This is a genomic window from Streptomyces sp. NPDC028928 (genome assembly GCF_055564915.1).
In genome coordinates this window covers 20,389-45,955 of record NZ_JBVHVI010000016.1, presented here as the reverse complement: position 1 = coordinate 45,955, position 25,567 = coordinate 20,389, and the positions used below count along the sequence as shown (strand labels likewise).

Here is a 25,567-nt window from a genome sequence, read left to right as displayed (position 1 = left end):
GCGGCCGGGGTTTTCGGTGGGCGGTGGCCTCCTACGCGGACGGCGGCGCGAGCGTACGGCTCTTCAGCGACACGTCCCGCCCGCGCCCCTGCGCCCGCCGGAAGGTCCCAGACCGGCCGCCGCCCGGGCCAGCCCCTCGATGCGGTCCCAGTCCCCGGCGGCCACCGCCTCCGCCGGGACCATCCAACTCCCGCCGACACAGCCGACGTTGGGCAGGGAGAGGTACTCCGGCGCGGTCTCCGGCCCGATCCCGCCGGTCGGACAGAACCGGGCCTGCGGCAACGGCCCGGCCAGCGACCGCAGATACGCCGTGCCGCCCGCCGCCTGCGCGGGGAAGAACTTCATCTCCCGCACCCCGCGTTCCAGCAGCGCGACCACCTCCGAGGTGGTCGACACCCCGGGCAGGAACGGCACCCCGGACGCGCGCATCGCCGCCAGCAGCGCCTTTGTCCACCCGGGACTGACCAGGAACCGCGCCCCGGCCGCCGTACACGCCTCCACCTGCTCCGGGGTGACCACCGTGCCCGCGCCGACCACCGCCTCCGGCACCTCGTCGGCGATGGCGCGCAGCGCCTCCAGCGCCGCCGGGGTCCTGAGCGTCACCTCGATCGCGGGCAGCCCGCCCGCCACCAGGGCCCGCGCCAGGGGCACGGCGTCGGCGGCGTCGGCGAGCACGACCACGGGCAGGACGGGGGCGAGGTCCAGGACGGAGGCAGCCGGAGAGGAGGGCAGCGGCGAGGTCATGCCCTCATCGTGCCCAGCGGCAGCATCACGCGCAATGAGCATTGCGCATGTTGCAACGCCCTCCGTCCATCTGTCTCAGTGGATCTCGTCCACCAGCACATCCAGCGCCCACGCCTTGCCCGCCTTCCCGGGCGCCTCCGCCTCCACGACGTACCCCAGCTCCCGCAGCGCCGCCACCAGCTCGGCGGGATCCTTCGGCGCGGCCCCGGCGGTCAGCAGGCTGCGGACGATGCGGCCCTTCGTCGCCTTGTTGAAGTGGCTGACGACCTTCCGGGTCGGCGCGTGCAGCACCCGTACCGTCGCCGTCCGCCCGGCCACCTCGCCCTTCGGCTTCCACGCCGTCGCGTAGGCCGAGGACCGCAGGTCCAGCACCAGCCCCTCGCCGGCCGCCTCCGGCAGCACCCGGGCCATCGGTGCCCGCCAGTGCCCGGCCAGCGCGCCGAGCCCCGGCAGCTTCACGCCCATCGAGCAGCGGTAGGAGGGAATCGGGTCCGTCACCCGCACGGCGCCCCACAGCCCGGAGAACACCAGCAGCGAGTCCGCCGCGCGCCGCCGGGCGCCCGCGTCCAGCGTGGCCAGGCCCAGGGCGTCGTAGAGCACACCGGTGTAGATCTCCCCGGCGGGGCGGGTGCCGGCCGTGCGCAGCCCGGCGTTCTTCGCGACCTCGCCGCGCAGCCCCTCGCTCAGCCCGAGCACCTCGCGCGCCTTCTCCTCGTCGCCGGCGCACAGCTCGACCAGCTCCCCGAGCACGGCCTCCCGCGCGGCGGTCAGCCCCGGCAGGGACAGCGACTCCAGCTCCAGCGGGGCACCCTCGCCCGGGTTCGCCTTTCCTTCGGAGGGCGGCAGCAGGACCAGCAACACGTACTCCTTACGTAGACCTCCGCGCCAGAGTACGGCGTGCCGCCCGCCCGGCCCCGGCCTACGCTCGCTGTATGCCCCGCCGCAAGATCCGCGTCACCGGCGCCCCCGAGGCCCCCCTCCGGGCCGCGCTCGCCGCGCTCCGTGCCGAGCTGGGCATCCCGGAGGCCTTCCCCGCGGAGGTCCGGCAGGCGGCCGAGCAGGCGGCCAGGGACCCCGCCCTGCCGCTGGACGACGCGACGGACGTCCCCTTCTTCACCCTGGACCCGCCCGGCGCCACGGACCTCGACCAGGCCGTCCACCTCTCCCGGCAGGGCACCGGCTACCGCGTCCGGTACGCCATCGCCGACGTCGCCGCCTTCGTGGTACCCGGCGGTCCGCTGGACGCGGAGGCGCACCGGCGGGTGACCACCCTGTACTTCCCGGACGAGCGGATCCCGCTGCACCCCACCGTGCTCAGCGAGGGCGCCGCCAGCCTGCTGCCCGGCCAGACCCGGCCGGCCGTGCTGTGGACGATCGACCTGGACGAGGAGGGCCGTACCCTCGCCGTGGACGTGCGGCGGGCCCTGGTCCGCAGCCGGGCCCGGCTCGACTACGCGGGCGTGCAGCGGGACGTCGACGCCGGGACGGCCGAGGAGCCGGTCGCGCTGCTCGAGGAGGTCGGGGAGGCCCGGGAGCGGCTGGAGGCCGACCGCGGCGGCATCTCCCTGCACGTGCCCGAGCAGGAGATCATCGAGTACGACCACGCCTACGCGCTGCGCTATCGCGCCCCGCTGCCCGCCGACGGCTGGAACGCGCAGCTCTCGCTGCTCACCGGCATGGCCGCCGCCGATCTGATGCTCGCCCAGGGCACCGGCATCCTGCGCACCCTCCCGGCGGCCCCGGACGGCGCCGTGGGACGGCTGCGCCGTACCGCGACCGCCCTGCACATCGACTGGCCGCACCATGTGTCGTACGCCGCGCTGCTGCGCACCCTGAACCCGCACGACCCGCACCACGCGGCCTTCCTCCAGGAGTGCACCACGCTGCTGCGCGGCGCCGGTTACACCGTCTTCCGGGACGGCGCGCTGCCCGCGCTCACCACGCACGCCGCCGTCGCCGCGCCCTACGCCCACTGCACCGCCCCGCTGCGCCGCCTCGCCGACCGCTACGCCTCGGAGCTGTGCCTCGCCGCCGCGGCCGGGCAGGCCCCGCCCGACTGGGTGCTCGCCGCGCTGGACGCGCTGCCCCCGCGGATGGCCGAGGGCTCTCGGCGCGCGGGCACGGTCGAGCGGGAGTGCGTCGACATCGTGGAGGCGGCCCTGCTCAAGGACCGGGTCGGGGAGGTCTTCGACGGCTGTGTGGTGGACGTCGACGAGCACCGGCCGACCGTGGGGACCGTCCAGGTGCTCCGCCCGGCGGTGATCGGCCGTGTCGAGGGCGCTCACCTGCCACTCGGCGAACGCCTGCGGGTCCGGCTCGCGCGGGCCGACCCGGGCACGGCGAAGATCCTGTTCACCGTGGCGTGAGGGCCGGACGAGGGCGCCGGGGGCGTCGGTGTACGGCGCTGATCCCGGCCGGCGGGAGCCGCGGGTGACACTCGGTCGGGGTCAAGATCAGGCCACGGCTTGCCGGGTGCCGAGCCAGTGCTCCAGGGGCTCCGCCAGGCCGTCGCCGCCCGGCTCGTCGCCGGCCCAGGCCACGAAGCCGTCCGGGCGTACCAGGAGGCCCTTGAGGCCGGGGCGGTCCGGGCAGGCGGTCGTGACGACGTCCAGCCGGTCGCCGTAACCCTCCGCGCGGGCCCGCAGCCCGGCGTCGTCGGCCAGGTCCAGCAGCAGGGCGCGGCCGGAGCGCAGCCGCTCGCCGAGCCGGGTGCCGTCGGCCAGGGGCAGGTCGGGGGCGGATGCGCCGGTCAGCGGGTGGGCGCCGGGCAGGTCGTAGCGCTGCCGGACGCCGGAGATGCGGTCGACCAGATGGGTGGTGCCGGGGGTGGTCCGCACCAGATCGGTGACGACCGCGCGCAGGGCGCGGGCGTGCCGGTCGGGACGCATCAGCGCGATCTGGGCGCGGGTCCAGTCGAGCACCCAGGCGCCGATCGGGTGCCGTTCGGCGGTGTAGGTGTCCAGCAGCGACTCGGGCGCCCGGCCGCGGACCACGGCGGCCAGCTTCCAGCCCAGGTTCAGCGCGTCCCCGATGCCGAGGTTGAGCCCCTGCCCGCCGAACGGCGAGTGCACGTGCGCCGCGTCGCCCGCGAGCAGGACCCGGCCCTCGCGGTAGGCGCTCGCCTGGCGGGCGGTGTCGGTGAACCGGGTCGCCGTGACCACCTCGGTGACGCTCACCTCGGGCACCCCCGAGACCCGGCGCAGGCTCGCCTCCAGCTCCCCGGCGGTGACGGGAGCGGTGCGGTCGGCGGGCGGGCCGTCGAACTCCACGGTGAGGATGCGGCCGGGGAACGGGCCGTGGGCGTACGTCCCCACGTCGGTGGTGTGCCAGCCCTGGCCGAGGCGCTCGGCACCGGTCAGCCGCACGAGCGCCTGGTAGCCGGTGATCTCCGGGTCCGTGCCGGGGAAGTCGAACCCGGCGAGCTTGCGGACCGTGCTGCGCCCGCCGTCACAGCCGGCCAGCCAGCCGGCCCGGACGCTGCCCTCCCCGGTGTGTACGGTCACCCCCTCGTCGTCGGCGTCGAAGCCGGTCACCTCGACGCCCCGGCGCAGCTCGACCCCGAGCCGGCCGGCCCGCCGGGCCAGGATCCGCTCCAGCTCGGCCTGGGGCACGGCGAGGCCGGTGGCGCCGGCGGGGCCGACGTCCGCCCAGACGGGGTCGGAACCGTCGAACAGGTCCGGGTCCAGCATGATCCCGGCGAAGTGCCCGGCGAACTTCGGCGGGAGCTTGCCCGACCGGCCGGAGGCGCTCATCCGGGCCCGGGCCGCCTCCCACACCGCCGTCACCTCGGGCAGCAGGCCGCGCCGGTACAGGGCGACCGCGGTCGGCACGTTGATCGAGCCCGCCTTGATCGTCTCGTCCACCTCGGTCAGCCGCTCCAGGACCAGCACCCGCGCCCCGCCCAGGGTCAGCTCGCAGGCGAGGAAGAGCCCCACGGGGCCTGCGCCGGCCACCACCACGTCGTACTCGGTCATCGTCATGCCGCTCACTGTAGCCACTAAAACTTTTGAGTGGCTACAAGTTTGTTCCTTATAGTTGTCCCATGGACTCAACGGGCGATCAGGAACTCCCCCTCCGGGAGCGCAAGAAGCGCGAGACCCGGCAGCGCATCTCGGACCTCGCGACGGTGCTGATCGGCGAGCGGGGTTTCGAGGCGGTGACCGTCGCCGAGATCGCCCGCGCGGCCGGGGTCTCCCCGATGACGGTCTTCAACTACTTCCCGCGCAAGGAAGACCTGTTCCTCGACCGCATCCCGCAGGCCGCCGACCTCTTCTCCGCCGCCGTACGCGACCGCGCCCCCGGGGAACCCCCGCTCACCGCCCTGCGCCGCCTCGCGCTCCGGCTCCTCGAGGAACGGCACCCGCTGGGCGGTGTCGGGGAGACCTTCGCCGGCTTCTGGCGGGTCGTCGTCGGCTCGCCCGCCCTGCGCGCCCGCGCCCGCGAGGGCGTCGAGGAGGTCGAGCGGGCGCTGGCCGACGCGCTCGGCGAGGCCGGCGTGGCCGACCCCGAGCTGGCGGCGGCACTGACGGTGGCCGCGTACCGCACGGTCTTCCTCGCGTCCGTGCGCCGGCTGCTGGCCGGGGATCCGGTGGAGGAGGTGGCGCGGGACCACCGGGGACGGCTGGAGGCGGCGTTCGGGGTGCTGGAGCGGGCGGGGGTGGCCTGCTGACCGGGACCCCGGCGGGCGGTGAGGGCCCGCCGACCTCCCGGCGGCGGCCGGCGGTCCACGGCGCGGCGACCGCCCGGTACCATGGTCGGCACGGCAGACGAGCCGGGCGGACGGCCGCGTGGAGTTCCCGCAAGGGGGCTTCCCGAGGAACGTCCGGGCTCCACAGGGCAGGGTGGTGGCTAACGGCCACCCGGGGTGACCCGCGGGACAGTGCCACAGAAAGCAAACCGCCCGGGGCTTCGGCCCCTGGTAAGGGTGAAACGGTGGTGTAAGAGACCACCAGTGCCCAGGGTGACCTGGGCAGCTAGGTAAACCCCACCCGGAGCAAGGTCAAGAAGGGGCCGCCTTTCGCACGAAGGGCGTCCCTGCGCGGACGATCGAGGGCTGCCCGCCCGAGTCCGCGGGTAGACCGCACGAGGCCGGCGGCAACGCCGGTCCTAGATGGATGGCCGTCGCCCGGCGCTCCGCGAGGAGCACCGGGAACAGAACCCGGCGTACAGCCCGACTCGTCTGCCATTGTGGCCCTGACCAGGGCCCCTGTCTCACCGCATCATCCACACCGGCCGCCCCACCAGCTCCCCGCTCCCAGGCACCGATCGGCCAACTAGCCTGTACAGCTCCAGTAGCCGCTGTCATGCGGCCGTACGGCACAGCTCCGGTCGGTCGTCGACCGCCGACGGCACCTCCGGGATCCCGACCACTTCCACCGTCACGCCCCACAGCTCCAGCGTTCTGGCGACCTGCGCAAGCGTGACCTGCGAGAAGGGGAAGAGCGTCTCAGGCGTCAGCACGGTGCCGTGCTTGAGCAGGATGGCGAACACGACGCGCCTGGGCATGAAGTCGTCCGGCAACACGTGCCTTCCCTTGCTCTCCTCGAAGGCCCGGCGGGCGAACTCGGCGCGGACCTCGGCCGACTTCTGCAGGAGCTGAACAGCGAGGAGGCCCTGGCTGAAGAGATGGCTCAGGGGGCCAGAGCCGCCGTGCGCGTGCTTGACCATCACCAGCGTGCCGTCGGCCGTGAGCAGGTCGCAGACCTCGAACTCGGTGGTGGGCCTGAGCGGGTTCTTCGCGTTCTTGCGGTCCATGCAGACGTAGCCGTTCACCTGGTCGGGAACATGGGCGTTGTACGAGCGCTCGGTGTCGCCGTCGCGCCACGGCGGCAGGTTCACCGACGGCGAGGTGGGAAAGAGGCGGGCCACGGTATTCCTGACCGAGTCCAGGTACGCCGCGCCCATCTCATACCACTCGCCGTCCAGCAGGCAGAACCGGCGGGAGCCGAGGGAGAGATTCGCCTCGATCCAGCGCAAGACGGTGGTGGAAGCGAGTGCATCCTGCGCCGCGGCCCGGCGGTGACGGTAGAGGGTGACCGTGCCCTGCCGCAGGGCGTCCAGGCGCCGGCCTGCCCGCTGGACGCGGGCCCGGCGCAGCACATACTCCAGGTCGAACTTGTCGGAACGCCCGGCCTCGTGACTGTTGATCTTCACGTGGAAGGCGTGCGCGGCGGAGTAGTCCTCCCAGTGGTCCATGGGGACGGTGCTGGCGATCCGGCCGTCGGCAGGTTCGCCGAGTGCGTCATCAAGTGCGTCCTCCAGACGGGTCACGACGGGATCGTCCTTCAGGGGCACGATGTGCTCGACGAACTCCAGGGCGGGCTGGGGCGCCACCTCGCGGCACACGCGTGCGATCTCCCGGATGTCGGCGACCAGGTCCTCAGCCTCGATCCCGAGGGGGAGACGGAGACCGCAGCCGCCGTCCGCGCTGAAGATCTCGCCGCGGCCCGCGCGGGCCCGGGTGAGCGCCCGGCCGTCGAGATAACCGCCCAGGCGGCGCACGATCTGGGAATGCTCCTGGATACCGAGGCGGAGTACGGGCATGCCGCCAGGGGCGATCGCGATATCGGTCCTGGCTTCCCCCAGGGCCTGTGAGGCGAGGTCCTGGACCTGCATCGGGTCCACCTGGCGAATGGCGAAGGACAGTCCGAAGCGCTTGTCCTTCAGCTGGTTGGGGATCAGCCGGAATCCCTGGTCGTAGCCGATGGCGTAGACGTAGTCGTCGACCGCGAGCAGATGCAGACAGGAAGGGCGCCGTACCGGCTCGGAGAACGCCAGCCCCGTGGTGCGGGAGACGTCGGGGACCCAGGACGCCTCCTCCTTCTCCATGGGTGCGGTGACCACGAGGGAGGGCACGGTCAGCCGACCCTTGGGGAGCCGGATGTCGGCACCAAGGGATGCGAGGTAGTCGTGATCGAGAGCGTCGAACATGGCGTCGAGCGTCGGAGCGACATCGGGGAGCCGGTACAGGGTGCGCTTCGTGGTGCTGGGAGCCAACAGTGCCTCCAGGGATCGGTTCGCGTGCTCTGGGATCGAGGCGTGCGGTTGAGGGGTGGTGGGGCGCGGGTGACATGGGCCGGGCATGCGGGAGTGAGTGCCTTGGGGCCAGTGGCGCCAGTGAAAGCTATTCCAGAGAAGCATCCAGTGAAAGCACTGTCAAATCTCTTGTTCGGTATTGCCTCGTGTGTACACTGGTTTCAGTTCGACAGCACGTCTTCAGCCAGCGACGGGAAGCATGGATGCTTGACAAGCCGGAACCGACCCCGTTCGTGACCGCGGCCGAGATCTCGCGTTTTGCGGGAGTCACGCGTGCCACCGTCAGCAACTGGCGCCGACGGCATGCTGACTTTCCGGCTCCAGCTGGTGGCAGCGAAGCCAGCCCGCTGTACGACCTGCGGGCCGTGGAGAGCTGGCTGGCCGGCCGCGGGCAGCTGCCCGTCGCGTCGCCCCTGGACGACGTCAAGGCTCAGGTACGTAGGCATCCGAGCGGCGTCGAGATCGCGCAGCGCATGAGTGCTGTGGTGCTGGCCCTCGTGCGCACGGGGGACAAAGGGCGGAAGCAACTGCTCGCCTGCGAGGCAGAGGCTCTTCCAGCAGCCATCGGCTCAGCGGTACGGGAGCACGCTGCTGAGATGCCAGGAGCGGCGGCACTGACAGACTTCGCACCCGACGATGAGCCTCTACTGCGCGCAGTGGTGCGCGGCGTTGACGAGACGGGAGCCGCCCCCGTCCTCGACGCCCTGACCGAGTTGCCGAGGGACGACGCCGGAGTGCGAGGCGCCTATGCGACGCCCGCCGTGCTCGTCGAGCTCATGGCCGACCTCGTGGCCGGTGCCGGAGAGGGCTATCCCCGAAGTGTCCTCGACCCGGCTTGCGGAACGGGTGGTCTACTGGTGGCCGCGGCGGAACGAGGCGCGGCCACCCTGTACGGACAGGACGTAGTGGAAGCCCAGGCCGGTCAGGCCGCCGCACGGCTCGGTGTCGTCGTCCCCGCTGCCTCCGCGCAGGTACACGTCGGCGACAGCCTGCGCCATGACGCCTTCCCGGACCTCGATGCGGAGGCCGTGCTGTGCAATCCCCCTTACGGCGACCGCGACTGGGGGCACGACGAACTCGCCTACGACGCGCGCTGGGAGTACGGGGTTCCGCCGAAGAACGAGTCCGAGCTGGCCTGGATCCAACACAGTCTGAGCCATCTCGCCCCCGGCGGATACGCGGTCCTGGCCCTCCCACCAGGGACGGCGGAACGCGCCTCTGGGCGCCGGATCCGCGCGGAACTGGTACGCCGCGGAGCGGTACGGGCTGTGATCGCCCTCCCCGCAGGCATCGCTCCGCCTCTTCATATCGGCCTGCACCTGTGGGTCCTGCAGCGGCCGGTCCATGAGCGACCGCAAGCCCCATCGGTCCTGTTCCTCGACGTGACTGCACCAGGAACGATGTCAGAGCCTCGCCCATGGAACAGTCGGAGTGGCAAGGCGACCGAGACAGAGGGCCTTCGTGAAGCCGTCGTACGGCGATGGCGGTCTTTTGCAGTCTCACCGGACGCGGTCGAGGCCGAGCCCGGCATCGCACACGCGGTTAGCGTTATCGACCTTCTTGACGACCTCACTGACCTCACACCGGCGCGCTATACCCGAACCGCGACGGTGACGGTCAGCCCTGACGACCTCGCCGAACAGGCTCACCGGACCCGTACCGAACTCACGCGCGCCACGGCGAAACTAACCGCACTGAGCAGGGAGGGCACGTGGCCGGCGGCCGGAGACGAGACGCGTACCTGGCGTACCGCGACGGTGGCTGATCTGGCCCGGGGTTCCGCGCTCATCCTGCACCGTGCCGTCACGGTCCCCGGTCGCTATGCCACTCGGGCCGAGCGGGATGCGTGGGAGGGAAGCGTCACGGACCGACAAGAACTCGGCGGCGATCGCCCCATGCTCATGCTCACCGCCGCCGACGTCATTGCCGGGCACACCGCAACAGGACAGTTCCCGGAGGGCCAGAAAGGCGCGGCGATCGAGGTGTTGGAGGGCGATGTCCTCCTGCCGGAACTGCTGCACAGCACGGAAACGCCGGCCTACGTAGCGGATTCGGCGGACGAGGGCAGTCTGCTCGGCCCCAACCTGTGGTTGTTCAGGCCCGATCCCGAACGCCTCGACCCGTGGTTCCTCGCGGGCTTCCTCTCGGCCGACGAGAACGTCCACAGCGTCGCCACCGGCAGCACCATCAGGCGCATTGACGCACGCCGTCTGCGCGTCCCCCTGCTGCCGCTGAACGAACAGCAGCAATACGGGGAGGCCTTCCGGCACCTGCACGCCCTACGTGCAACCGCCGCTCACGTCACCCGCCTCGCCGAGGCAACCACGCGCGACCTCAAGACCGGACTCACTAGTGGCGCGCTTCTGCCCCCGGCACCTGGTGGCACGTCAATCTCATGACGCGAACTCTCTGACCCCACACGAGACATACCGCATCATCAGAACTCCGCCCACCACTCCGACACCGGTGGGATCCCTGGAAGGAACCCGTTGAACAGCAGCAAGCACACCGAGCTGGCGAACCACATCTGGTCCGTCGCCGACCTCCTGCGAGGCGACTACAAGCAGTCCGAGTACGGCAAGGTCATCCTGCCGTTCACCGTGCTGCGCCGCCTGGAGTGCGTCCTGGAACCCACCAAGAAGAAGGTCATTGAGCAGGCAGAACTCCTGAAAGGTCAGCAGGGCATCGATGCGGATCTCTTCCTGCGCCGCGCTTCGGGCCACACCTTCTACAACAGCAGCACCTACACACTGAAGAAGATCGCGGGCGACGCAGGCCGCGCCGCAGAGCATCTCATCGAGTACATCGGGTGCTTCTCGCCGAACGCCCGCGAGGTTCTGGAGAAGTACGAGTTCGCCCGCCAGATCGACAAGCTCGACGAAGCGAAGTTGCTTTACAAAGTGGTGTCGAGCTTCGCCGACCTGGACTTGCGGCCGGTCGAGCGCGACGAGGATGGGGAAGTCGTCCTCGATGACAAGGGGCAGCCCAAGGTGGTCGTCTCCAACCACCAGATGGGCTACATCTTCGAAGAACTCATCCGCCGCTTCGCCGAGCAGTCCAACGAGACCGCCGGTGAGCACTTCACCCCCCGTGAGGTCATCGAGCTGATGGTCAATCTCCTCATCGCCCCGGATGAGGATGCACTCACCATGCCCAATGTGGTGCGTACCGTACTGGACCCGGCCTGTGGGACCGGCGGCATGCTCACCGCTGCCGAAGAACACATCCGCGCCTTCAACCCGGATGCCAAGGTCGTGGTGTACGGCCAGGAACTCAACCCCGAATCGTGGGCCATCTGCCGCTCCGACCTGATGATCAAGGGGCAGGACCCCGACAACATCAAGTACGGCAACTCCTTCAGCAATGACGGCCACAAGCGCGACGCCAAGGACAAGAACAAGCCCGCCACCTTCGACTACATCCTGGCCAACCCGCCCTTCGGTGTGGAGTGGAAGAAGGTCAAGGACGATGTCGAGCGCGAGCACGAGACGCTCGGCGAGAGCGGACGCTTCGGCGCCGGCCTGCCGCGCATCAACGATGGCTCGCTCCTGTTCCTGCAGCACATGCTTTCCAAGCGCCAGCCCGCCGAATGGGTCCCGCCCCAGGGCCCCGACGAGCCGGGCCACTGGAAGGGCGGCAGTCGCATCGCCATCGTCTTCAACGGCTCCCCGCTGTTCACCGGCGGGGCCGAGTCCGGCGAGTCAAAGATCCGGCAGTGGATCCTGGAGAACGACTGGCTGGAGGGCATCGTCGCCCTGCCTGACCAGCTCTTCTACAACACCGGCATCTCCACGTACTTCTGGATCCTCACCAACCGCAAGAGCCCGGGCCACCAGGGCAAGGTCATCCTGCTCGACGCGCGCGAACACTTCGTCAAGATGCGCAAGTCGCTCGGTGACAAGCGAAAGATGATCAGCGAGAAGCAGATCAAGGAGCTGACCCGTCTGTACGGGGAGGCCCTGGACATTGCTACCGACCCGGAACACCCCCTGCACAGCAAGGTCAAGGTGTTCAAGAATGAGGACTTCGGCTACCGCCGCATCACGGTCGAGCGTCCACTGAAGCTCCGTTTCGAGGTCACTGAGGTGGCGCTGTCAGCGCTGGCCGCCGCTAAGCCTGTCCAAAGGTTGGACAAGGCTGGGGAGTTCATCGAGGCACTGAAGGCGCTCATCGGGCAGCAATGGTCCGCGAAGGCAGAAGCGTGGCTTGCGATGAAGGACGCCGTGGTCGCGGCGGGCCTGATGTGGCCCACCGGGGCCCCGTTCAACAAGGCGGTGCGGGATGCGGTAGGCGTTCGGGATCCGGAGGGCGAGGTCCAGACGCTGAAGAGTGGAAATCCCGAGCCGGACCCGGAGCTGCGCGACTACGAGAACGTACCGCTGGAGGAGGATGTCGAGGAGTTCCTCAAGCGCGAGGTGCTGCCGCACGTGCCCGACGCCTGGATCGACCACGAAAAGACCAAGGTTGGGTATGAGATCCCGGTTACGCGGCACTTCTTTGCCTACAAAGCGCCGCGGCCGCTGGCAGTGATCGATGCTGAACTTAAGGCTCTAGAGGCGGAGATTCAGACGCTGCTCGGTGAGGTGACGGAATGACCTCCACTGTCCACTCATGGATCGATGAGGCGCCAGAGCGGTGGCGTAGGGGTCGGCTCAAGACGTTGATCTCTGATAGCGCTAACGGAGTCTGGGGTAACGATCCGATCAACGACGGATCTGACGTCTATTGCGTCCGGGCGGCGGATTTCGATCGGACCCGACTGCGTGTGAGGGCCGACAAGTTGCCCCTGCGGCACGTGGATGAAAGGTCTCTTAGCCAGCACCTCCTGCGAAGAGGTGATCTAATTCTTGAGAAGTCTGGTGGCGGAGAGAAGCAGCCTGTGGGCGCTGCCGTTAGGTTCGATCTGGCAGAACCGGCCGTGTGTTCAAATTTCTGCTCGCGCTTGGTGCCTCGCCCTGACGTTGACTCGCGGTTTCTCGCCTATGTTTTCGCTGCGGCCTATAGTAAAGGGCTTACGCAGAGCAACATCAAACAGACCACCGGAATCCAAAACTTGGATGCCGGATCTTTCCTGGCGTCGCCTTGGGCCTATCCAGAGGGCGAGGAGCAGCGTCGTATTGCCGACTTCCTTGATGCTGAAGTCGGAAAAATCAATTCCCTTGTGGCGAAGAAACTTGAGATTCTCGCCCTCCTGGAGGAGCGGATCAACAGTCGCGTCCTCGGGCACATTGGCGCCAGCCAGCTCGTCAACTCGGTGTCTGGGCTGCCTGCCCGTCCTATCCGCAGACTACTGACCAAGGTGACTCGACCAGCAGCGCCCACGGATGAGGTGATTACTGCCTTCCGGGACGGCCAGGTCACGGCACGCTCGCTTCGACGTGCAGATGGGTACACGCTTACCGCGAGCACCGAGGCTCAGGGGCAGCACGTGCTCGTAGGCGATGTCGTCATCCATGGGCTTGACGGCTTCGCAGGCGCAATTGGTACGTCCGAAGCGGCCGGCAACTGTAGCCCGGTGTACCACGTCTGTGTCCCTCGCGATGGTGGTGACCCGGCCTTCTACGGTCGTCTTCTGCGCGTGCTCGCAATCTCCGGGTATCTGGGGCTCTTTGCCACGAGCACCCGGGAGAGAGCTGTGGACTTTCGAAGCTGGGACCTCTTCGGGGCGATTCCGATCCCGAGTGTCGCCTTGGAGGAGCAAGCAGAAATCGGTGCGTGGGTCAGGGCCGTCCCGCCTCTCCGCGCTCGGGTGGAGCGATCAAACGCGCTTGCCGCAGAGCGCCGCCAAGCTCTGATCACCGCCGCCGTAACCGGTCAATTCGACGTATCCACCGCAAGCGGACGAGGAGTCGAGGAGTAGTCCCATGAGCCCCATCCATCATGAGTCCGCCTTCGGTGACGCCATAGTCGCGGCGTTGTGCGAGCACGGCAGGGAGGAAACAAGCTCGCCTGCACTCCGTTGGCGGGAGGCAAGCCCCGCCGACTACCAGCCCGAGCTCGGCCTGGACACCTGCCAGCTGTTCACGTTCATTGGGGCAACCCAGCCCGCCGCGTGGAACGAACTGATCCGCTATTACGGCGGTGATCCGAACGCCGCTCAGCGTGGGTTTGCCCAACGGCTGGACAGGGCCATCGCCGACGCTGACGGCGGTGTGCTTGAAGTCCTGCGTAACGGAGTCAAGGACCACGGTGTCCGCATCCGGCTCGCATACTTCAAGCCGTCGCTCGTCGAGTCCGAGTCGATCCTCACCAACTATCGGCGCAATCGCCTCACGGTCGTCCGGGAACTGGAGTACGCCACCAAGCAGGCCGACCGTGGCAACCGGCTCGACCTCACCCTGTTCCTCAACGGGATTCCTCTCACCACCGCCGAGTTGAAGAATCCGCTCACCAGGCAGGGCGTGGAGGAGGCGAAGCAGCAGTACCGGACCTCCCGCGACCCGAGCGAGCTGATCTTCACCCGCCGCGTGGTCGCGAACTTCGCGGTTGACCCGGACCTGGTCTTCGTGGCGACCCAACTGCGAGGCGAAAAGACGCGGTTCCTGCCGTTCAATACTGGCTCGGAGGGTCCCGGGAGGCCCGGCGGCGCGGGGAATCCCTCCGCTACCGTCCCGGGCACGTACGCGACCTCCTACCTCTGGGAGCAGGTCTGGCAGCCGGACAACTGGCTGGATCTGCTGGAGCGTTACGTCCATCTCCACAAGGAAAAGGACAGCGACGGTCGGGCGAAGAAGTCCCTGATCTTCCCCCGGTTCCACCAATGGCATGCCGTCCGTGAGCTGACCGCGCACGCGGCCAGGCACGGTGCGGGCCATAACTACCTGGTGATGGCGTCGGCCGGGTCGGGCAAGTCGAACACCATCGCCTGGCTCGCCCACCGGTTGTCGTCCCTGCACACGCTCACCGACGCGTCCGCCCTGGACCCGGACGCCGTGGAAGCGGGCCTCCTGCCGGGCAAGCCCGTCTTCGACAAGGTCGTCATCATCACCGACCGCACCGTCCTGGACCGCCAGCTCCAGGACACCGTCGGCAGCTTCGAGCAGACGGCCGGCCTGGTCGTGAAGGTGGGCAGGGGAAAGGAGAGCGGGTCGAAATCTGAGCAGCTTGCCCGGGCGCTGTCCCGGGAGACCGGGAAGATCGTCATCGTGACGCTGCAGACGTTCCCCGCACTGATCGACTATCTGCAGCGCACGCCGACTGAGATCAAGGGCAGCCGGTTCGCGATCATCATCGATGAGGCGCACTCCTCGCAGTCCGGCGACGCGGCCACCGCCGTCCGGAAGACCCTGCGCGACCTCGGCCTGGACTCCGACTCCGAGGACAAGGGTGCCACCGAGGTCCCTGCCGACGCCGAGCCTCAGGCGGACGATACCGAAGCCAAGCTGAAGAAAAGCGCTGCGGAACGGGGACAGAGTTCGAACCTCTCCTACTTCGCGTTCACCGCGACGCCGAAGGCGAAGACGCTGGAGCTGTTCGGCACGCTCGACCAGGTTGACGGCCAGGCCACCTACCGTCCCTTCCACACGTACTCGATGCAGCAGGCGATCGAGGAGGGCTTCATCCTCGATCCGCTGAAGAACTACGTCACGTACGACACCTACTGGAAGCTGGTCAACAAGAACCCGGACGACCGCGAAGTCGACCCCTCGAAGGCAAACCCGCTTCTCGCCCGCTACGCCCTGACCCACGCCTCGACCGTGGCCCAGCACGCACAGGTGATCGTCGAGCACTTCAAGGCACACACCGCGGGCCGCCTCGGCGGGCGGGCCAAGGCGATGGTGGTCACCGCTTCCCGGCAGAGCGCGGTGCAGATGGCGCGTGCGATCACCAAGTACATCGGCGACCGTGGTTTCAAGGGCATCGGGGTGCTGGTCGCGTTCTCCGGGACCCTGACCTACGACGGGGAGGAAACGACCGAGTCGAAGGAGAACGGCGGGCTGGCCGAGAGTGCGCTGCCGAAAGCGTTCGCGTATACCCGGGCCGACGACAAGAGCATCAAGAGCGGCGGAGCCGGCAAGCCCGAATACCGGATCCTGGTAGTCGCCGAGAAGTACCAGACCGGCTTTGACCAGCCGCTGCTGACGACGATGTACGTCAACAAGAAACTGGGCGGCATCTCCGCCGTACAGACCCTTTCCCGGCTCAACCGGACGGCCGACCGCAAGTCCCAGGGTGACCTGGTGGTCCTGGACTTCGTCAACGACGCCGACGACATCCAGGACTCGTTCCGCCCGTACTTCTCGGAAGCGATGACGCTGCCCAGTGACCCCAACTTGCTCTACACCGCGCAGAGCAAGGTCATGAAGGCCGAGGTCCTGGTCGACGCAGAGATGCAGGCGTTCGTCGAGGCGTACCTGGCAGCCCAGGAGAAGGCGGGCGGCAACACCGCCAAGTGGGAGAAGTTGCACGCCGAGCTCTACCGGTTCACCGACCCGGCCCGGGAGCGCTTCGCCGACCTCTTGTTCAGCGAAGAGGACGACGAGCGCCAGAAGGCGGAGGACTTCCGTGCCAACCTCAACGGCTACGTCCGCATGTACGGATTCCTCGCGCAGATCGTGCCGTACAGCGACGCCGACCTGGAACGGCTCTACCTGTTCGGCCGCCACCTGCTCAACAGACTGCCGCGACGCCAGGACGGCGGCGTGGACATAGGCCAGGTCGACCTGACCCACCTGAAGGTGCAGAAGACCGGCGAACACGACAAGAGCCTGACCGCCGAGGGCCCGGCTCTGATGAAGGGCATCGGCGACGGCTCCGGCGGCGGCAAGGAGAAGGAGCAGTCGCTGCTCTCGGAGCTGATCGAACGGTTCAACGAGAAGTTCGGTACCGGGCTCACCGAGAAGGACGTGCTGCCGGCCTTCGAGGAGGCCCTTGCCGATGAGGACGTACAGCAGGCGGCGCTGGCCAACGAGTCGGAAGAGAAGTTCGGGCACGTTTTCGAGCCGGTCTTCGAGGCCAAGATGATGGACCACGTCACGCTCACCGCGGAGATCGGACGGCAGTACTTCGGTGCACAGCCGGACTACCGCAGTTCGCTCAACCGCAGCGCCCGCAGTGCCGCATGGCGCATGATCCGGGACGCCGCCGGGCTGGACGACGTGGCCTGACGTCCGTGTGTACCGCCAGAGCCTGGCTGAAGCCGTGGACCGCACGGTTTCAGCCAGGGCCTGTGCTCGACCTGGACGATCTCTCGGCACACGCGACACACTGACCGCATCAGATCGGTGTGCAAGGGCAAGACGCAGTGATCAGCACGGGGGACGTGTGCAGCCTCAACCAATCTCCGGACGCTACGAACTCACCCATGAGGTGCCCGGTGGCGGGATGGGCCGGATCTGGCGGGGTTACGACATCGTCCTGGACCGCGAGATCGCGGTGAAGCGCATCCGCCCCGATGCGATCACCTCCGCTGAACGGTCCGAGGAACTGGCTCAGCGCTTCCGCCGCGAAGCGCGTGTCACCGCACGGATCAAACACCCCGGAGTCCCCCAGGTCTACGACGCCGTGCTCGACCAGACCACCGAGCAGCTGTACCTGGTGATGGAGTGGGTGCAGGGGATCTCCCTGGGCGCGTACATCCAGCCCGCCAGTCCGCTCCCGGTCACCTGGGCTTGCGCGATCGCGGCCCAGATCTGCACCGTGTTGTCCCACGCCCACGCCATCCCCGTCGTCCACCGCGACCTCAAGCCGGGCAACGTCATGGTCGCCGAGGACGGCACGGTGAAGGTCCTCGACTTCGGGATCGCCGCCATCCTGCGCACGGGCGTCACTCGCATCACCTCCACCGGCAATCCGGTCGGCACCAGCCAGTACATGGCGCCCGAGCAGGTCCAGGCCGCCCAGGCCACCCCACAGAGCGACCTGTACGCACTCGGCTGTGTCTTCCACGAACTCCTCTGCACACAGCCGGTCTTCGCTGGCGGCAGCGAATTCGACCTGATGCACCAGCAGGTCTACGGCACGCCCGTGCCCCTGCGGCAACTGCGCCCCGACGTCCCCGAACCGCTGGAGCGGCTGACCCTCTCCCTGCTGGAGAAGAAACCGGAGGACCGCCCCGCCAACGCCCAAGAGGTCTACGACGCGCTGCTGCCGTATCTCCCGCTCCCCGGCCAGCAGCAACCGGCCGAGGACCACGGCCCGGCCCACACACCGGATCCCACGCTTCTCTACCGCCAGCCCTACGCCCCGCGCCCCCAGCCCCAGGCGGCGGTGCCCACGCCCACCGTCCTCGACCTCTCCTCGCAACCCGCCCCGGCTGCCGCACAGGTAATCGAAGCGATGAAAGCAGCGATCGCCCAGTGCGACGCCCTCCTGGACGAGGGACGCTTCGCACAGGCCGCAGAAGTACTCCACGACGTCACCAGTCCGGCCGCCGCCGGGCTGGGAGCCGAGAACCCGCGCGTCCTATGGATCCGCAAGCGCCGCGCCGCCGTCCTGATCATCGGCGGCGACTTCCGCCGGGCGCTCCCCGAGTTCGATGCACTCGCGGCAGCGTATGCGCGCACGGCGGGCCCAAACAGCACGGACGCCCTCGAATGCCGACGCCAAGCGGCCTACTGCCGCGCCGAACTCGGCCAGTCCACCGCCGCCCTGAAACAGTTCCAGGCCATACTCGACCAGGTGCGCCAGGCTGGCGGCGACGCATCCCCGGAAGCACTTGACCTCCGCCGCAGTATCGGCATGCTCATGCTCGCGGAGAACCGTGTACACGAAGCGCTCGAAGTCCTTCACCCTTTGCACGATGATCTGAACGTCGTGTACGGGCCGAACCACGGGGACACCCAGGAGATCGCTGAGATCCTCGCCCGAATCCGGCTGGCGGAAGGCTGACTGTGTGGAGCGTCACGAAATTCTCCTCGCCACCTCAGTCGATCATGACCACACGGCGAGCGCTGTTCCGGTGCTCGGGCACCTGAGGCAGTAGCATCGAGCCGCAACGGAGGCGCCCGCAGTGGCCCGTCTGTTGTTCACATGAAGGGTGCGCCGTCGCGGAGGTACAGCGGGCGTCCCGCGTCCAGTGCCTTCAGAGCGTGCTCGAACCGGCGCCGGGTACGGTCCCGGAGGCGACCGGCGGCTTCGGCGGCCGTGACGAAGGCGGCTTCGGACAGCTCGTCGTCTCGTGGCCGTAGCCGGTCGGCCTGCTCCTCGTCCAGGGTGCCGCCGTCGAAGACGAACGCGAGCTGATCATCCCAGGGACCGTGTGGAGCCACCCAGTCCACAACCAGCAGCCCGAGCAGCGTGAGGCGTATGCCGAGTTCCTCCATCAGCTCACGGCGTACCGCGTCCTCCGGCGGCTCGTTGGCCTCCGCCATACCGCCGGGCAGATCCCATCCCGGTTTGTAGGTGGGGTTCACCAGGAGCACACGGCCGGACGGGTCCCGCAGCAGCACATCGGCCGCCACGCGCTTGCGGGCCTGCTTGGCGTTGCCCTCCGCGAGGTACGCATTCCACGCGTCGGTGTCGGCGGGATCGGGTGCAGTGGGCCTCATGCGGTGGTGCCTCCCGAGGACGGCGGAATCAGATCGGCCAGCAGGAGCATTCTGGCGCGGCGTGCATCATCGAACCGCGCCAGGTACTCCCGGACCGGCCGGTACCCCCGGTGCGGCTCCAGCAGCCGGCGCAGCCCGTCAAGCTGCTGCACCACCCGGACCGAACCGAGGGTCGGGCTCGTACTGAGCAGGTCGTGGCCGACGCTCACTGCGGCGTCCAGGTCACCCCGCCGCACGTGGATGTCCACCAGGCTGATCCGGCTGAGAGCCAGGGACCGCGCCCGCCCCGCCTCGCGCAGCGCAACAGCTTGTTCGGCGTGCAACAGCGCCTCGTCGTACTGCTCCAGGTCACGCAGGATCAGAGCTGACTCGCTGGCCAGCGCGGCGGTGTCGAACGGGCTCAGCCACGGGTGATCAGCAGCGGGCGAAGCCTCCAGGTCGCGGAGCGCGGCCTCCAGCGCGTGGGCGGCCGGGGTGCGCTGAGACGCGACCGCCAGCGCACGCGCCTGCATGGTGTGCAGCCGCGCTGTCAGCGCGGGAATCCGAGGTCCCTGCGCGGCCAGTTCGAGCCCGGTCCGTGCCCAGCCGACCGCCCTGGCCGCATCCCTGGTCTCAAGGGCAAGGTGGCTGCTGCTCGCAGCGACGTGTGCGGCCAACGGGAGGTCACCAGAGGTGTGGGCCAGAGGGAGAGCGCGGGCGAAGTGCCGGGCCGCGCGGTCATCATGACCGGAGTCGTGAGCCATCCAGCCCGCCATCTCGGTCAGCGCGGCTGCGGCGGCGAACACCTGCGGACCGCTGCCGATGTCGACCAGCCGGGGCGCCACCCGGTCCGACAGGTGCCGGATGACAGCCCCGTACAACCTGCCGCCGCCGGTCTGCCGGTCAGCGCTGCGGAAATGCTCCATTGCCACCAGGTCGTCACCGTCCGGCGGCGGCCGGTCCGTCCGCTCGTGCTCGGCGGTCGCCGGCGCGGGTTCCCACGAGCGTCGAGCCAGCCCCAGCAGATGGCCGGGGATGTGGAAGGCGTCGGCGATCTGCTCGAACAGGGTCAGCTTCTCCACCCGGCTCTTGCCGTTCATGTAGTCGTAAAGCCGCCCCTGCGTGATGTCGACGGCGGCAGCGATGCGCCGCGTACTGACACCGCGCGCATTGAGCATCCGGAACACCGCCCCCATGTCCCGCTCGGCGCACGCATGGAGCAGGCGTTCATCCCCGAGCAGACCGGCGACGACCTCACGCGGGTCCGGTGACCGACGGTCCATCTGCAACTCCCCCGGGTAGCGAAGGGAACCGATGGTAAGCCCAACGCCGCTGAGCTGACTCCGCGTTGGAGTCACCTTCTGGAGTCTCCCCATCCCCTTTTCCACGCGTTGACTGACTGCCAGCCGCCGGGAGGCGCACCCGTGAACGCACCTCGGCGCCGCCCCGCCAGCAGGCTTCTCCCCGAGGCACGCGGTCGGGGCCTCTTCCAGCCGCCCAGACCAAGGCGTGACGACGACCATGACCAACGAGCGAGTGAGTCCAGGGCAATACCCGCGCCAGAGCGCCACCCTCGCGAGCGAGGCCGCCAGTGTTCCGGTGGCGCGTCAGATAGTCCGCGAGGCATGCGCGGAGTGGGGCATGGACCAGGACGCCGCAGAGACCGGCACGCTCCTTATCTCCGAAATCGTCACCAACGCAGTCCGCCACGGTCACTCTCACAGCGTCCGGGTGATCGCCGAGCAGCCGAGTCCTGACCGGCTCCGCGTCGCCGTGGTCGACAAGTCCCGCCGCGTGCCCGAGCTGCACATCGTCGGACCAGACGCCATCGGCGGCCGTGGCCTCCTCCTGGTCGACGCCCTCTCCGACCGTTGGGGAACCGATCTCCTTCCCTGGGGTAAGCGGGTCTGGGCTGAGATCGCGATCAAGGTCGGTAACCAATGATCGGCCGCCACCGCATGCCTCAAGCCGACGGGATAACCGCTGGCACCGGGCTCCTGGGAGCCGTCGCCACTGGCTCGGGCTGGTGGTGTCCATGGTCTTCGACGAAGTCCACACGGAGTCTGCCCCGAATACCTACTCCGTTCCCGACAAGGAGCCGCACGGAGTGGCTCTCGCCACACCGGAGCGTCCTCCGTGCTGGTGTGCACAGCGGTCCCTCAAACGCGAGGGGGACCGCAACGGCCGCCCGCCCTATCCCCTGGGGCGGATGGCCCAACTACCTCCCCGGCCGGGGCACAACGCTCGTTCACACCAACTGCCCCGGCTGAGCCCCTCTCGCCGTCCGGAAGCCCCGGGCGGCGGCTGCCACTGTCGGATCACCTGAGAGACGAGGAGAATCATGCAACAGCCCTTGACGTCACTGGATCAGGCCAAGCCCTGGGGACTCGGACGCATGCGGCCCTACCCGACTGCGGCCGTCCTCTCCGCCGCCCAGCCCGTCCTCGACCCGCACACGCAGGTCCCCGCATGGGTCGGCCCCGACGGCGCACCGCTGACGGCGGAGGCCAAGCACAAGCGGTCGGAGACGTCGAAGGAGACGAGCACGAAGACCAGCCTGGACGGCACCCCGGACCAGGGCAGCGACCAGAACGGGGACTCTGACTGATGGCTGTGGGTGGGCCGCCCGTCCTCGTCGTCACGCGCCTGGACGACGCGACTGCGGACGAAGTGATCACCGAACTGAACCAGCGTCGCGTGCCCGTGGTCCGCCTGGACCCCGGCGACTTCCCCCGCGAGGTGACCCTGTCCGGCACCTTCGCCGGCATCGGGACCGGTGGCATTCTCGCCACCGTGTCCCGGAGCGTCGACCTGGGGAACGTCCGCTCGGTGTACTGGCGGCGGCCCACCCCCTACACCGCCGACCTCGCCATGGACGAGCAGACCGGTCGATGGGCCGTCGAAGAAGCCCGCTACGGGCTCGGCGGCATTCTCGCCGCTCTCCCCGGTGCGCACTACCTGAACCACCCATGGCGCAACCGGGACGCCGAGTACAAGCCGGCACAACTGGCCACGGCTGCCGCCTGCGGCTTCTCCGTGCCACCCACGCTCATCACCAACGACCCCGACCGGGCCCGCACCTTCGTCGCCGAACATGGGCCGGTCATCTACAAGCCGCTCAGGGAAACCGAGTACACCGACGACACCGGCCGCGCGCTGACCGTGTGGATCGAGGACGTCACCCCATGCCAGATCGACAGCCATCTACGGCACACTGCACACCTATTTCAGCAGCGCGTCAGCAAGTCCGCCGACATCCGCCTCACTGCCGTAGGCGACCACCTCACCGCCGTCCGTATCGATGGTTCACCTGGCGTGGACTGGCGCCGCCACTACGACCGGCTTGCCTACACCCCCGTGCCCGTCCCCCCGGCCATCGTCAAAGGCGTACGCGCCTACCTCGATGCTTTCGGACTCACCTTCGGCGCCTTCGATTTCGGCTTAGACCGTGATGGCGTCTGGCACTGGTATGAGTGCAACCCCAACGGGCAATGGGCCTGGTTCCCCGACCACATCACTGCTCCCATCAAGCACGCCATCGCCGACCGCCTACAGCATGGAGCACCCGCATGACCGACCCCGCCGACCTGCGCCGCCAACTCGCCGCCGCCGTCGCTGTGGACGACCCGGCATGGCGCACAGCCCTCGAAACGGTGCCCCGCGAACTCTTCCTGGGTAACGGCCTGTTCCAGTTCGACGGACGCCAGTGGACTCCCGTGCACCGCGACCGGACCGATCCCGGAAAGTGGTTGGGGCTCGTCTACCAGGACACCACCTGGGTCACCCAGGTCGACGGCACCACCGCCGTCGACGCCACCGGACCCGTCACCGGCCGCCCCACCTCGTCCAGCACGCTGCCCTCCCTGATCGTGCGCATGCTCGACGTCGCCGGGATCAGCGAGGGTCACAAGGTGCTGGAGATCGGCACCGGCACCGGCTATTCCACCGCCATCCTGTGCAGCCGCCTCGGCGACAAAAACGTGTACTCCATCGAGTACGACCCGGGCCTGGCCGCCGCGGCGGCCGACCACATCCACGCCGCCGGATATCACCCCACCCTGATCACCGGCGACGGCCTCGCCGGACACAAGGACGACGCCGAATACGACCACATCGTGGCCACCTGCGCCGTCCGCCACATCCCCCCAGCCTGGCTGTACCAAGTACGCGCCGGCGGAACCATCACCACGACCATCAGCGGATGGATGCTCGCCTCCGGACTCGTCCGCCTCACCGTCCAGGACGACGCCACCGCCACCGGTCGTTTCCAACCCGACCAGATCAGCTACATGCTCGCCCGTCCCCACGAACGCCCACCCCGACCCACCTTCCAGCAGCATCCCGGTCACACCCGCGCCACCCGCGTGAACCCCGCACTCCTGGAAGACTGGACCGGGCAGTTCCTCGCTCAGCTCGCCGCACCGTCCGCCGAACTCATGACCACCGGCACGGGCGTGATCCTCGTGGACGTCGCCACCGGGTCACAGGCGTGGACCGAACCGGCCGGAGACGGCTGGACCGTGCACCAGCACGGCCCTCTTCGCCTCTGGGATCAGGTGGAAGACGCTCTCACCATCTGGCAGGACGCGGGCTCACCCCCACACTCGGACCTCGGCCTGACCGTGGACTTGGACGGCACCCAACGCGTGTGGCTCGGAACACCCGACGGTCCTTCCTGGAACCTGCCGGTCTGACCTACCCATCACAAGAGCGTCCGTCACCAAGCTGGGGGCGGGTGCCGTCCAAACGGCACCGGGGCTGGGCCACTCGTTACGTAGCCAACAAGGTAGCCATCAAAGCGCCCTTCCTGGACGTTTGTGCAGGTCATAGAGACGTGGTGACTCTCCCCGGCGTACAGCCCGACTCGTCTGCCGCTCAGGGGCGTCCGGCCGGCAGAACGCGCCAGGCGCCGCCGTGCTCCGCGAACGCCTCCGCCCGCTATCGCGAACTCGCCATCCAGCAGCGTGAATCAGCCGCAGCGCATCAGGTTTCCTAGTTTTCCTATCGACTTACTAGGAAAATGTCCACGGCGGTCCTCGGTGTGAGGGAAGGCCCCATGACCAACGCACATGGAGCGGGTGAGGACATGACGGTGACGGCGGACGAGGTGACCGACGCGGGAGCCGGGCAGGCCGACTGGCTGCACATAGCCCGCGAGATGGCGGACGACCTGGCCACGGACGCGGCCGAGCGCGAACAGGCCGGCAAGGCACCGCTCGACGAGGTGGCGCGGCTGCGCGAGTCGGGACTGCTGACACTGCCGGCACCGACCGAACCCGGGGGAGGAGGCGGTGGGGACTGGCGCACGGCCTACGCGGTCATCCGGACCGTCGCCGCGGCCGACGGCGCCATCGGCCACCTGCTGGGCAACCACTACTTCCTGTCCCGCAGCCCCCGGTTCTTCACCGACCCCACCCGTGCCGCCCGCATCGAGCGGGAGTCGGCGGCGGGGGAGTGGTGCTGGGGAGGCGGTATCGCCTCACATGAACCACCACTCGTCCTGACCCCGACGTCGGGCGGCTATCTGCTCAACGGCTACCAGAGGTATGCCACCGGGATCGGCATCGCCGACCGGCTGGTGGTTCGAGCCGCCAAGTACGGCACCGGTGAGCCGGTGGCCGTCCTGGTCGACCCCGCCCGCTCGGGCGTCGTGAGCGGCAGCAGCGGGGACGCCTTCGGCCAGCGGCTGGCGGCCGGTGGCGGCGTGGAGTTCGATTCCGTGCCGGTCGCGGCCGACGATGTACTCGGCTCCCTCTCGCCGGACGAGGGCGTCCTGTCACCCTTCGCCTCTCTGGCCGCGCCGACCGCGCGGCTGGTCTCCGTCCAGTTCTGTCTCGGTGTGGCAGAGGGCCTGCTGGCCGAGGTCCGCGAGTGCGGAAGGGGCATGAGGTCCCCCTGGCAGCCCTTCTCGCCGCGGCCCTGGCCGGACAGCCCGCTGCAAGATCCGTACCCGCTGACCGTGTACGGCGAACTCACCGTCGTCGCACGTGCCGCGTCCGCCCTCGCCGAGCAGGCGGTGGAGGCCCTGTCGCACGGCCTGGTACAGGGCGAGGACCTCGGCGACGAGGAGTGCGCGGAGATCGCCGTCCTCGCGAGCGTGGCCGAGTCTGCCGCCGCCCGGGCCGCGCAGGAAATCACCACCCGTGCCCTGGACGTCATCGGTGCCGACGCCGCCTCCGCGCGGCACGGCTTCGACCGCTTCTGGCGCAACGCCCGGACGCACACCCTGCGCGAGCCTGCCGCCCACAGACTGCGCGAGGTGGGCGACTACTTCCTCAACGGCGCGCACCCGCCCTTCGCCCTTCCGGCCTGAGCGGGAG

Annotated in this window: 18 protein-coding genes and 1 other RNA gene; 13 read left to right on the top strand and 6 right to left on the bottom strand. The window is 69.1% G+C overall.

The window, feature by feature from the left end; translation table 11 throughout:
* Nucleotides 1–63: 63 nt before the first annotated feature.
* Entirely contained in the window at nucleotides 64–744 is a 681-nt protein-coding gene (locus ACZ4U1_RS32860) for a bifunctional 4-hydroxy-2-oxoglutarate aldolase/2-dehydro-3-deoxy-phosphogluconate aldolase (RefSeq protein WP_467907816.1), read from the bottom strand.
* Nucleotides 745–819: 75 nt separating this feature from the next.
* The gene (yaaA, locus tag ACZ4U1_RS32855; RefSeq protein WP_467907815.1) at nucleotides 820–1,602 is read right to left on the bottom strand and encodes a peroxide stress protein YaaA; all 783 of its coding nucleotides are present in this window, start codon (nucleotides 1,600–1,602) and stop codon (nucleotides 820–822) included.
* A gap of 74 nt (nucleotides 1,603–1,676) precedes the next feature.
* On the opposite strand from yaaA, the gene ACZ4U1_RS32850 reads away from it, so the two are divergent.
* Nucleotides 1,677–3,110 carry an RNB domain-containing ribonuclease gene (locus ACZ4U1_RS32850; protein WP_467907814.1) on the top strand — a complete coding sequence of 478 codons (1,434 nt, stop codon included), beginning with the start codon at nucleotides 1,677–1,679 and terminating at the stop codon, nucleotides 3,108–3,110.
* An 87-nt stretch (nucleotides 3,111–3,197) separates the two neighbouring features.
* Here ACZ4U1_RS32850 and ACZ4U1_RS32845 read toward each other — a convergent pair whose 3' ends face one another.
* Nucleotides 3,198–4,718, bottom strand: a complete 1,521-nt coding sequence (locus ACZ4U1_RS32845) for an FAD-dependent monooxygenase (protein WP_467907929.1) — start codon at nucleotides 4,716–4,718, stop codon at nucleotides 3,198–3,200.
* A 68-nt stretch (nucleotides 4,719–4,786) separates the two neighbouring features.
* On the opposite strand from ACZ4U1_RS32845, the gene ACZ4U1_RS32840 reads away from it, so the two are divergent.
* Together ACZ4U1_RS32840 and rnpB are read left to right on the top strand one after the other, a co-directional pair.
* The gene (locus ACZ4U1_RS32840) at nucleotides 4,787–5,413 is read left to right on the top strand and encodes a TetR/AcrR family transcriptional regulator (RefSeq protein ID WP_467907813.1); all 627 of its coding nucleotides are present in this window, start codon (nucleotides 4,787–4,789) and stop codon (nucleotides 5,411–5,413) included.
* 98 nt (nucleotides 5,414–5,511) lie between these two features.
* Nucleotides 5,512–5,926: RNase P RNA component class A (gene rnpB, locus ACZ4U1_RS32835), an RNA gene on the top strand.
* Nucleotides 5,927–6,045: 119 nt separating this feature from the next.
* Here the strand turns inward: rnpB and ACZ4U1_RS32830 are convergent.
* Entirely contained in the window at nucleotides 6,046–7,740 is a 1,695-nt protein-coding gene (locus ACZ4U1_RS32830; protein ID WP_467907812.1) for a DUF6119 family protein, read from the bottom strand.
* A gap of 242 nt (nucleotides 7,741–7,982) precedes the next feature.
* Here ACZ4U1_RS32830 and ACZ4U1_RS32825 point away from each other — a divergent pair, with 242 nt between their 5' ends.
* The 5 genes from ACZ4U1_RS32825 to ACZ4U1_RS32805 all read left to right on the top strand — a co-directional run bounded on the left by ACZ4U1_RS32825 (nucleotide 7,983) and on the right by ACZ4U1_RS32805 (nucleotide 18,609).
* On the top strand, nucleotides 7,983–10,178 hold the full coding sequence (locus ACZ4U1_RS32825) for an N-6 DNA methylase (protein ID WP_467907811.1): 2,196 nt from the start codon (nucleotides 7,983–7,985) through the stop codon (nucleotides 10,176–10,178).
* 90 nt (nucleotides 10,179–10,268) lie between these two features.
* Entirely contained in the window at nucleotides 10,269–12,374 is a 2,106-nt protein-coding gene (locus ACZ4U1_RS32820; RefSeq protein ID WP_467907810.1) for a type I restriction-modification system subunit M, read from the top strand.
* Entirely contained in the window at nucleotides 12,371–13,639 is a 1,269-nt protein-coding gene (locus ACZ4U1_RS32815; protein WP_467907809.1) for a restriction endonuclease subunit S, read from the top strand. Before ACZ4U1_RS32820 ends, ACZ4U1_RS32815 begins: the two co-directional genes overlap by 4 nt.
* 4 nt (nucleotides 13,640–13,643) lie before the next feature.
* A complete protein-coding gene (locus ACZ4U1_RS32810) occupies nucleotides 13,644–16,886 on the top strand; it encodes a type I restriction endonuclease subunit R (RefSeq protein ID WP_467907808.1) in 3,243 nt (1,080 codons plus the stop codon).
* A gap of 157 nt (nucleotides 16,887–17,043) precedes the next feature.
* A complete protein-coding gene (locus ACZ4U1_RS32805; RefSeq protein ID WP_467907807.1) occupies nucleotides 17,044–18,609 on the top strand; it encodes a serine/threonine-protein kinase in 1,566 nt (521 codons plus the stop codon).
* A 137-nt stretch (nucleotides 18,610–18,746) separates the two neighbouring features.
* Here the strand turns inward: ACZ4U1_RS32805 and ACZ4U1_RS32800 are convergent, their stop codons facing one another.
* Nucleotides 18,747–19,268: an NUDIX domain-containing protein gene (locus tag ACZ4U1_RS32800; protein ID WP_467907806.1), complete on the bottom strand. Its 522-nt coding sequence runs from the start codon at nucleotides 19,266–19,268 to the stop codon at nucleotides 18,747–18,749.
* Nucleotides 19,265–20,635: a tetratricopeptide repeat protein gene (locus ACZ4U1_RS32795; RefSeq protein WP_467907804.1), complete on the bottom strand. Its 1,371-nt coding sequence runs from the start codon at nucleotides 20,633–20,635 to the stop codon at nucleotides 19,265–19,267. Before ACZ4U1_RS32795 ends, ACZ4U1_RS32800 begins: the two co-directional genes overlap by 4 nt.
* A 133-nt stretch (nucleotides 20,636–20,768) precedes the next feature.
* On the opposite strand from ACZ4U1_RS32795, the gene ACZ4U1_RS32790 reads away from it, so the two are divergent.
* From ACZ4U1_RS32790 to ACZ4U1_RS32770, 5 genes are all read left to right on the top strand, one after another.
* On the top strand, nucleotides 20,769–21,191 hold the full coding sequence (locus ACZ4U1_RS32790) for an ATP-binding protein (RefSeq protein ID WP_189293997.1): 423 nt from the start codon (nucleotides 20,769–20,771) through the stop codon (nucleotides 21,189–21,191).
* A gap of 397 nt (nucleotides 21,192–21,588) precedes the next feature.
* The gene (gene tgmA / locus ACZ4U1_RS32785) at nucleotides 21,589–21,855 is read left to right on the top strand and encodes a putative ATP-grasp-modified RiPP (protein ID WP_189293996.1); all 267 of its coding nucleotides are present in this window, start codon (nucleotides 21,589–21,591) and stop codon (nucleotides 21,853–21,855) included.
* A complete protein-coding gene (gene tgmB, locus ACZ4U1_RS32780) occupies nucleotides 21,855–22,820 on the top strand; it encodes an ATP-grasp ribosomal peptide maturase (RefSeq protein WP_467907803.1) in 966 nt (321 codons plus the stop codon). Before tgmA ends, tgmB begins: the two co-directional genes overlap by 1 nt.
* Nucleotides 22,817–23,941, top strand: a complete 1,125-nt coding sequence (tgmC, locus tag ACZ4U1_RS32775) for an ATP-grasp peptide maturase system methyltransferase (RefSeq protein ID WP_467907802.1) — start codon at nucleotides 22,817–22,819, stop codon at nucleotides 23,939–23,941. Before tgmB ends, tgmC begins: the two co-directional genes overlap by 4 nt.
* Nucleotides 23,942–24,333: 392 nt before the next feature.
* Nucleotides 24,334–25,560, top strand: coding sequence for an acyl-CoA dehydrogenase family protein (locus ACZ4U1_RS32770; RefSeq protein ID WP_467907928.1), 1,227 nt, complete (start codon nucleotides 24,334–24,336; stop codon nucleotides 25,558–25,560).
* Nucleotides 25,561–25,567 lie beyond the last annotated feature (7 nt).

Bases quoted from the DNA above. Each gene is read 5' to 3' on its own strand.
- ACZ4U1_RS32770 (WP_467907928.1), top strand. From the start codon at position 24,334: ATGACGGTGACGGCGGACGAGGTGACCGACGCGGGAGCCGGGCAGGCC.
- ACZ4U1_RS32810 (WP_467907808.1), top strand. From the start codon at position 13,644: ATGAGCCCCATCCATCATGAGTCCGCCTTCGGTGACGCCATAGTCGCG.
- tgmB (WP_467907803.1), top strand. From the start codon at position 21,855: ATGGCTGTGGGTGGGCCGCCCGTCCTCGTCGTCACGCGCCTGGACGAC.
- ACZ4U1_RS32790 (WP_189293997.1), top strand. From the start codon at position 20,769: ATGACCAACGAGCGAGTGAGTCCAGGGCAATACCCGCGCCAGAGCGCC.
- tgmC (WP_467907802.1), top strand. From the start codon at position 22,817: ATGACCGACCCCGCCGACCTGCGCCGCCAACTCGCCGCCGCCGTCGCT.
- ACZ4U1_RS32840 (WP_467907813.1), top strand. From the start codon at position 4,787: ATGGACTCAACGGGCGATCAGGAACTCCCCCTCCGGGAGCGCAAGAAG.
- ACZ4U1_RS32815 (WP_467907809.1), top strand. From the start codon at position 12,371: ATGACCTCCACTGTCCACTCATGGATCGATGAGGCGCCAGAGCGGTGG.
- tgmA (WP_189293996.1), top strand. From the start codon at position 21,589: ATGCAACAGCCCTTGACGTCACTGGATCAGGCCAAGCCCTGGGGACTC.
- ACZ4U1_RS32845 (WP_467907929.1), bottom strand. From the start codon at position 4,718: ATGACCGAGTACGACGTGGTGGTGGCCGGCGCAGGCCCCGTGGGGCTC.
- ACZ4U1_RS32850 (WP_467907814.1), top strand. From the start codon at position 1,677: ATGCCCCGCCGCAAGATCCGCGTCACCGGCGCCCCCGAGGCCCCCCTC.
- ACZ4U1_RS32825 (WP_467907811.1), top strand. From the start codon at position 7,983: ATGCTTGACAAGCCGGAACCGACCCCGTTCGTGACCGCGGCCGAGATC.
- ACZ4U1_RS32860 (WP_467907816.1), bottom strand. From the start codon at position 744: ATGACCTCGCCGCTGCCCTCCTCTCCGGCTGCCTCCGTCCTGGACCTC.
- ACZ4U1_RS32800 (WP_467907806.1), bottom strand. From the start codon at position 19,268: ATGAGGCCCACTGCACCCGATCCCGCCGACACCGACGCGTGGAATGCG.